The sequence below is a fragment of the bacterium genome (genome assembly GCA_040753085.1).
Lineage (GTDB): Bacteria > UBA9089 > JASEGY01 > JASEGY01 > JASEGY01 > JASEGY01.
The window spans coordinates 1-8338 of the sequence record JBFMHI010000122.1 but is presented as its reverse complement, the minus strand read 5'-3'; the positions used below and the strand labels follow the sequence as shown (position 1 = coordinate 8338).

The following is an 8338-nucleotide window of genomic DNA, read 5'->3' as shown; positions in this document are numbered from 1 at the left end:
TCATTATGGTGAGGTGACAATCTCTTTTCTTAATTAAAGCTTCTATTAGATAAAGCTATCTTTCAAAAAGCCTTGTTGGCCCAATAGCACAAAACCTTTTCTGGAAGTGCGGAATGCAAGTTAAAGATGGGATTAAAAGATTTGTTTTATCTTCGTGCCCTTCGTGTTCTTCGTGGTTTTTAAAAGATGTGGGTAAGGATAAGCCCATCAAGGGAGGGGAAGCTCTTATGCCGACGCTGTCGGTACAAAAGGAGATGAAACTTAACCCATAGCACTATAATCTGTAATGAGCTTACTTTTTTAACTTGATTTTGAGTAGATACACAAATTCGAAGGGGGGTAATTATCTTTGGAAAAATCACTGGACCGGGCGAAGGTCCTTATTGAGGCCCTGCCCTATATAAAGACCTTTTGGGGGCAAACTGTAGTCATCAAATACGGAGGGGCGGCTATGGTGGATGAAGACCTGGCCAGGGCCTTTGCTTTAGATATTGTCCTTCTTAGATTTGTGGGCATGAAGCCGGTTATTGTCCACGGTGGCGGCCCTGAAATCACCACTTTGATGGAAAAACTGGGCAAAGGGGTTGAATTTGTCGAAGGACACCGGGTAACTGATGCTGAAACCAGAGACATTGCCCTGATGATCCTGGCGGGGAAGCTGAACAAAGAAATTGTCTCTCTGATAAATGGCCAGGGAGGCAAGGCCTTAGCCGTAGGTTTAAGTGGAGTTGATGGGGGGCTTATTGAGGCTCAAAAGCTTACCACCACTAATAAAATCGACCTTGGTTTTACCGGCCGGGTAGCCGGAGTAAATCCTAAGATAATAACTACCTTGGATGAAGCCGGATTTATACCGGTTATTGCCCCCCTGGGGGTGGATCCTGATGGAGCCACATATAATATTAATGCCGATTTAGTAGCCGGGGAACTGGCTGCTTCTCTTCAGGCCAATAAACTTATCTTCCTCACCGATACCAGGGGGATTCTGAAAAACCCTGAGGATGATGATTCGCTTATCTCCTCCATTAGAGCAAATAGGATTAGCGAATTATTTGAAAAGGGATATATTACCGGCGGAATGATTCCTAAACTCAGAGCCTGCGAACATGCAGTCCAGTCCGGGGTAGAAAAGGCCCACATTATCGATGGTCGAGTCCATCACTCTCTCCTGTTAGAGATATTTACTGATAAAGGAATCGGGACACAGATTACTAATAGGTAACTGGTTTGCCAGATTGAAACAGATAAAGGGGTAATTTTATCCGACTATGGTAAGATTGAGTGATGAATAAACCTGAGCGAATCCTTATCATTCACCTGGATGCCATCGGTGATGTCCTGCGATCGACGCCGTTGATAGCCGCCCTTCGCCGACATCTACCTGAGGCTTATCTTGGCTATTTGACGGAATCCAGGTGCGCTACCTTGCTTGAGGGGAACAAGGCCCTCAATCGAGTCTTCGTCTTGCATAGAAAACGGTTCAAGAAGAAAGTAAGGGAAGGGAGATCCCCTTTTTTGAAGATACTTAAGGAAGAACTCTATGCCCTGGTGAGACAATTGCGTCAAGAATCCTTCGACCTAGTGGTTAATCTTCATTACAGCGAGATCAGCGCCATCATAGCCTATTTAGTCGGAGCTAAGCTTGTCCTGGGTATGGCGCTGAATAAATGGGGTAACTACGTGGTTCATGGCCGGGATGCCAGGGAAGTATACAATACCATTTACCAACCTCAAGAACTGAGACAGCAGAATAGGCAACATCTGGTTGATCTTTACTTGAAGGTGGTTAGACCCCTGGGCGTCCAGACATATCAGTCGAAGTTGGAGGTGCCTTTGAGAGATGAAGATATGGAGTTTGCCACTGACTTTACGGCCAGCCAGGGGATAAGTGAGAATGAACTCTTGATCGGATTCCAGCCGGGCGCTGGCTGGGCTGCTAAGAGGTGGCTGCCCGAGAGATTTGCCCGACTGGGTGATTTAGCGGTTAATAAATACGGGGCCAGGATACTGATTACCGGCGCCAGAGAGGAGGCAGATACGGTAGTAGCCGAGGTAGTAAAGAGGATGGAAACTAAGCCTGTTATCTCCACAGACCAGACTGACCTCCGTCGAGTAGGCGCCTTGATCAAGAAGTGTCGCCTGTTTGTCTCTACTGATTCAGGACCAATGCATATCTCGGCCGCCGTAAATACACCGACCATTGGTCTCTTTGGAGGAACCTTCCCTTTTGAGAGCCGTCCCTATGGAAAGGGTCACCTGGTGATTGTGGAGGAGAGGATGGATAAAATCGAGTTGGAAGAGGTTGCTCGAGCCCTTGACATCCAATTGAGGCTGACCGGCTATCTACCTAACACCTTGACTGATCAAGAACTAGCCTATCTGAAAGACCATTCCAGGCAAAGGGGCATTTTGTTGTTTGCTTAGAGCCCACGGGATGCTCGAGGCTTGATCCTCGAGGTGGCGACAGGAGGCCGCCCTATGATATGCCAGAACATCCGACCATTTCCCTTTGTATGATCGTTCGAGACGAAGAAGAAAATCTGCCTCGTTGTCTGGAAAGCGTGAAAGGCCTGGTCGATGAGATCATTGTGGTCGATACCGGTTCAAAAGATAAAACCAGGGAGATAGCCCGTTCCTTTGGGGCTAAGGTTTACCAGCATCCCTGGGAGGATGATTTCTCTAAGGCCCGGAATATTTCTCTCTCCTATGCCGCCTCGGATTGGATCCTGGTGCTCGATGCCGATGAATGGTTGGACCGTAAATATATACCCAAGATCAAGAAGATATTGAAAGAGGCTGAAGAATACGTAGGGGTTAGCTTTGTCATCTATAGTGAGACAGCCACCGGAATGGGCACGGCCCACGCTTTCAAGCTTTTTAAAAATCACGAGGGATTTTACTATGAGGGCGCCATTCATGAGCAACTTATTATCCACGGAAAGATTCTTACCACTAAATTTCGGATCTATCACAGCGGTTATAATCTGACACCGGCTCGGGCAAAAAAGAAGTTTGAGCGATCTGCTAAATTGCTTAAAGATGGGATTGAGGAAGACCCGAATAACTTTTATTACCGCTTTCATTTGGGAAGACTCTACCTGGGGCAGGAGATGTATCAGGAGTGTATCCGGGAGGCCCTGGTTGCTTTGGATATATCCAAGACCGTGAAGGAGGTTGATGAAGCGACTATCCTTATGATTATGTTTGACTTAGCTTATGCCTACTTTGAACTCCAGGATTATCGTCAGGCGGAAGAAGTCTGCTTAAAGGCCATGTCAATGCGTCCTGATTACCCGGATATCATACTGGTTCTTGGCTATGTCTACCTTAAGATGGGTCGAAGGGAGGAAGAAATTGCCACCTTCAAAAAGTTTATTGAGGTCGTAAAGCAGCAAGAAGAGGAAATGCCGTATGATAACTTGTTGGTTGCCTCGGCCGGTTCGGTCGATAAGGCTTATCAATACATAGGTGAGGCGTTTCTTAAGCTGTCTCGTTTAGATGAGGCCATAGCCAACTTTAAGCTCTCCCTGGAACATAATCCTAAAAACACAAAGGTCTACGAAAGCCTTATCCGTTGTTACCAGGAAACCAGGGAGGCAGACTGGATAAAAGAGACCTGTCTGAAGGCCCTAACTAATGAGGTGGCCAACGCCCTCATCTACTATCTGTTAGGTCTAATTTACAAAGAAGAGAAGAACCCAGAGGCCAAGAATTTCCTCCAAAAGGTGATCGAGCTGAAACCGGAAGGTATTCCGGCCTACCTGGACCTGGTTGATATCTATTTTGAGGAGCAGGAATTTGAGCCCGTTTTTCCTTTACTTGACAAGCTGAGGGAGTTGGAGCCGAAGAGGGCCTACCGCCTATATCAGGCAATGGGAGATAAAGAAGCGGTAAGGGGTGACTACGAGGGGGCCATTCGAGCCTATAATATTATCCTGGCTAATAACCCAGAGGATGAAGGGGCGAGGACCGGCTTGGCCCGCTGCCAGATCAAGCTGGGACAATACGAAGATGCCCAAAGGAATTATCAGACCCTGTTGAGTGTAAATCCCCATCATCCTGAGGCCTTGAGGTTATTGAAGCTGCTGGAAGAATTGTCAGACAGAAGTAACTAAAGCTCGATGTTCAAATTTTTTTCTGATATGATGAATCGAGAGTGGGGACGTTTGGGACCAACCCCTTCATTGAATTACAGGGTTGAATACTGTCTGGCTTAAAGGGCAGTGCACACGAGCAGCGCATTTTATAGCAAGAAATATGCCAACTCTGCTGAAAAAAAACTTGAACATCGAGTCATAATAAATTAGCTCCATAGGAGCGATCTGTTTATTCTCTTAGACGCAAGCTCTCACACTAAAGTGAACCGTCTCAAAAACGCTATTTTTTGTCTTGACAAATGGGTCCACTTTAAGTATCATGGGCTTTGTCTCCGGTGAAGATAGAGAAGTGGAAAGTATCTTTGTAGAGTTTATACTCGATGTTCAAGTTTTTTTCAGCAGAGTTGGCATATTTCTTGCTATAAAATGCGCTGCTCGTGTGCACTGCCCTTTAAGCCAGACAGTATTCAACCCTGTAATTCAATGAAGGGGTTGGTTCCAAACGTCCCCCTCTCGATTCATCATATGTTTTTTGGAGGGGGCCAATTTGAATACATCTTTGGCTGCCTTAATCAAGCGTTCCAACATTTCTTCGGGATGGTTGGACAAAATCACTTTCTGGATAACTTGAACCAGGCGTAACTACTCAGTTTTCTACCTTGACTCTTTTTCGTAGGCTTCCCCCTGTACAAGCAGGCCGTTTGTTTTCTAACCAGGCATCGGCAGAAAACCATTTACTCTTAACTACTTGAAAAACTAATATCGAATTACTGCAAAAAGTATGCCAACTTCATTAGAAAAAAACTTGAACATCGAATTTCAAGAAAATAAAATATATTTTGTGTTTATCCGTGTTCAATCTGTGTTAATCTGTGGCTTTATATCTTGAATTTTCTGCAAAAGTTTGGATACAAAATTTCGACCTGTGAAATAGGTTTATACAAATATCCCCCAATAGAGGGTGAGAAGGTGAGAAAGAGAATAAACAGGTCGCTCCTCTGGAGCTAATTTGTTATGAGAGATATATTTTCTACAAACATGTCGCTCCTCTGGAGCTAACCTGAATAAAGCTCCGTAGGAGCAATCTGTTTGTAGTAATTTCGCAAACGCAATATATTTGCAGCTCCGTAGGAGCGACCTGTTTTTAGTAGTAGAGCTTGAATATCTATGTCTATGGAAAGTTTCTTGCATCTTATTTAAACCTATTTCACAGGTCGCAAAAGTTTGGATACAAAATTTACATAAAAGGGGGTTATGAGTATAATAAAAAATCACTTTTTTTATTATACCAGGAATAAATGGTTATCAAGGATAAAGAGAAAGAAAAGGCGCCGGTGATAAAAGAATACCTGCCTATGCTTCCCTTGAGGGATATGGTTATCTTTCCCTACATGATTCTTCCTCTTTTTGTTGGCCGTGAGAAATCGGTTAAGGCCCTGGAAGCAGCTACCTTGGAAGATCGCCTCATTTTTCTTATCGCCCAGAAAACGGCAGCCGTGGAGATACCTGCGGAGAAGGACCTCTATACCTTTGGCACCGTGGCTGAAATCCTTCAGCTTTTAAAATTACCTGATGGGACCATCAAGGTTCTGGTGGAAGGATTAGCCAGGGCCCGGGCCCATAGGTTTACTTACCAAAAAGGAATTAACTATGTTCACATAGAGCCCATCGAAGAAGAGTACTCGCCTACCAAAGAGATAACCGCTCTAATGCGAAGTGTAACGGGCCAGTTTGAAGACTATGTTGGTCTCTCCAAGCGATTACCGCCGGAGGCATTGTCTGTGGTAGTTAATGTAGATGAGCCGGGCCGGTTGGCTGACATAGTGGCGGCTCACTTAAACCTGAAGGTGGAACAAAAACAGCAGATCCTGGAAATAATAAACGTAACAGAGCGGTTAGAGAACCTTTCGGCCATTCTCTCTTCAGAAATAGAAATTCTGGAGATAGAGAAGAAGATTCATGGCCGGGTAAGAAAGCAGATGGAAAAGGCCCAGAAAGAATATTACCTGAGCGAACGAATGAGGGCCATTCAGAAGGAACTTGGCCGCCGGGATGATCATACGGCCGAAATAGATGAATTAAAGGAACAGATCAAGAAGTCCGGGATGAGTGCTGAGGCGGAAGCCAAAGCAAATCGGGAACTGGAAAGATTGGAAAGAATGCCGCCGATGGCGGCTGAAACAGCCGTGGTGCGCAATTATATTGACTGGCTCATCGCCTTGCCCTGGAATAAGAAAACCAGGGATAAGTTGAATATTGACCAGGCGGAAAAGATCTTAGAAGAAGAGCACTATGGCCTGTCCAAGGTAAAAGAAAGGGCCGTCGAATATCTGGCCGTTAGGAAGCTGGTCAAGAAAATGAAAGGCCCTATTCTTTGCTTTGTGGGGCCGCCGGGGACAGGTAAGACCTCGGTAGCTAAATCAATTGCCAGGGCCTTAGGCCGAAAGTTCGTCAGACTCTCCCTGGGGGGAGTCAGGGATGAGGCGGAAATAAGAGGCCATCGGATGACTTATGTGGCGGCTTTACCGGGCCGAATTATTCAGTCGATGCGTAAGGCAGACTCAAAGAATCCTGTTTTCCTTCTGGATGAAGTGGATAAGATGAGCACTGACTTTCGAGGGGACCCCTCGGCTGCCCTCCTGGAAGTCCTTGATCCGGAGCAAAATAATAGCTTCAGTGACCACTATCTGGAAGTCCCTTTTGATCTCTCCGATGTTATGTTTATCACCACCGCTAATATCCTTTACTCCATTCCTCCGCCCCTTAGGGACCGAATGGAGGTATTAGAATTCCCCAGTTATATTGAAAGTGAAAAACTGAAGATCGGAGAATTATTCCTTATTCCCAAGGAACTTAAAAACCATGGCTTGACGCCGGCCAATCTTACTTTTTCCAAAGAAGCCCTCCTTAGCATTATCCGAAGATATACCAGGGAAGCCGGGGTAAGGAATCTGGAGAGAGAGATAGCTAATATTTGCCGCAAGGTAGCCAAGGAAGTGGTTCGGACAGGCAAGCGAAAGGCATACAGCGTTAAGCTCACGGCCGGCAATCTCCATCGTTATTTAGGCCCCCCTCGCTATCGTTTTGGAATGGCCGCTGAAGAGAAGCGAACCGTCGGCGTAGCCACAGGTCTGGCCTGGACAGAAGCCGGAGGAGATATACTTACTATCGAAGTGGTCATTATGCCCGGCAAGGGAGATCTGATCCTGACCGGAAAACTGGGTGAGGTTATGAAGGAATCAGCCCGGGCGGGTTTAAGTTATGCCAGGAATAAAGCCGACGAGCTAAAGCTTGAGTCTGGGTTTCACCGAAAAAAAGACATACATATTCATGTCCCTGAAGGGGCTATACCTAAAGATGGCCCTTCCGCCGGAATCACTATGACCACCGCCGTTATCTCCGCCTTAACCGACCGGCCGGTTAATCGGGAGGTGGCTATGACCGGTGAGATAACCCTTCAGGGCAGGGTCCTGCCGGTAGGGGGCATAAAGGAGAAGATCCTAGCGGCCCATCGGGCCGGAATTAAAACTATCCTCATCCCTGAAGAGAATGAAAAGGATCTGGTGGATATACCTGGTAATGTGAAGCGGAAGCTTACTATTAAGCTGGTTAAACATATGGATGATGTCCTCAAGATAGCACTTAACGTAACTACTCAAAACTAAGTTAAGCAGTTAGTTGGGAGATAAAGCAAAATTCCCTCTCCCTTGATGGGAGAGGGATAGGGTGAGGGTGAAATGGGCGGGCAATATTATTACTCTTGCTAAAAACCTTAGAAAAAGAGCTACCAGTGCAGAGATGTTACTATGGAGACAATTGAGATCAAAACAGTTGGAAGGGTTTAAGTTCAGGAGACAAGAACCTATAGCTCGATGTTCAAGTTTTTTCGACCTACGCCCTCAGACTTTCAGGGGTTGAAACCGCTAAAGCGGTTATGATTCTGGATGTTATCCTATCCGTAACACCCTGATAAATCAGGGTGCTAAACTCAAGTAAACATGAGAATAGCACCCCGATTTATCGGGGTGAATTGGGGAATACTAATAAACTCAAGTAACCGCTTTAGCGGTTTATAAGAAAACCTTGAACATCGAGTATAGGTAATATAGCAGATTTTGTTATTTCACCCTCCCCTAACCCCTCCCATCAAGGGAGGGGAAGCTCTTATGCCGACGCTGTCAGGACAAAAGGAGATGAAACTTAACCCATAGCACTATAATCTGTAATGAGCTTACTTTTTT

6 protein-coding genes are annotated in these 8338 nt (G+C 45.7%); all 6 read left to right on the top strand.

The genetic code is table 11. The features are described 5' to 3' along the window. Positions 1-113: 113 nt before the first annotated feature. Positions 114-272: a hypothetical protein gene (locus AB1797_11080; protein MEW5768144.1), complete on the top strand. Its 159-nt coding sequence runs from the start codon at positions 114-116 to the stop codon at positions 270-272. Between the two features lie 77 nt (positions 273-349). Beyond that, positions 350-1222: an acetylglutamate kinase gene (argB, locus tag AB1797_11075; GenBank protein ID MEW5768143.1), complete on the top strand. Its 873-nt coding sequence runs from the start codon at positions 350-352 to the stop codon at positions 1220-1222. A 62-nt stretch (positions 1223-1284) separates the two neighbouring features. Beyond that, positions 1285-2424 carry a glycosyltransferase family 9 protein gene (locus tag AB1797_11070; protein MEW5768142.1) on the top strand — a complete coding sequence of 380 codons (1140 nt, stop codon included), beginning with the start codon at positions 1285-1287 and terminating at the stop codon, positions 2422-2424. A gap of 59 nt (positions 2425-2483) precedes the next feature. Beyond that, positions 2484-4115, top strand: coding sequence for a tetratricopeptide repeat protein (locus AB1797_11065; GenBank protein ID MEW5768141.1), 1632 nt, complete (start codon positions 2484-2486; stop codon positions 4113-4115). A 1280-nt stretch (positions 4116-5395) separates the two neighbouring features. Then, entirely contained in the window at positions 5396-7762 is a 2367-nt protein-coding gene (lon, locus tag AB1797_11060) for an endopeptidase La (GenBank protein ID MEW5768140.1), read from the top strand. A 61-nt stretch (positions 7763-7823) separates the two neighbouring features. Further along, positions 7824-8015 carry a DUF559 domain-containing protein gene (locus tag AB1797_11055; GenBank protein ID MEW5768139.1) on the top strand — a complete coding sequence of 64 codons (192 nt, stop codon included), beginning with the start codon at positions 7824-7826 and terminating at the stop codon, positions 8013-8015. Positions 8016-8338 lie beyond the last annotated feature (323 nt).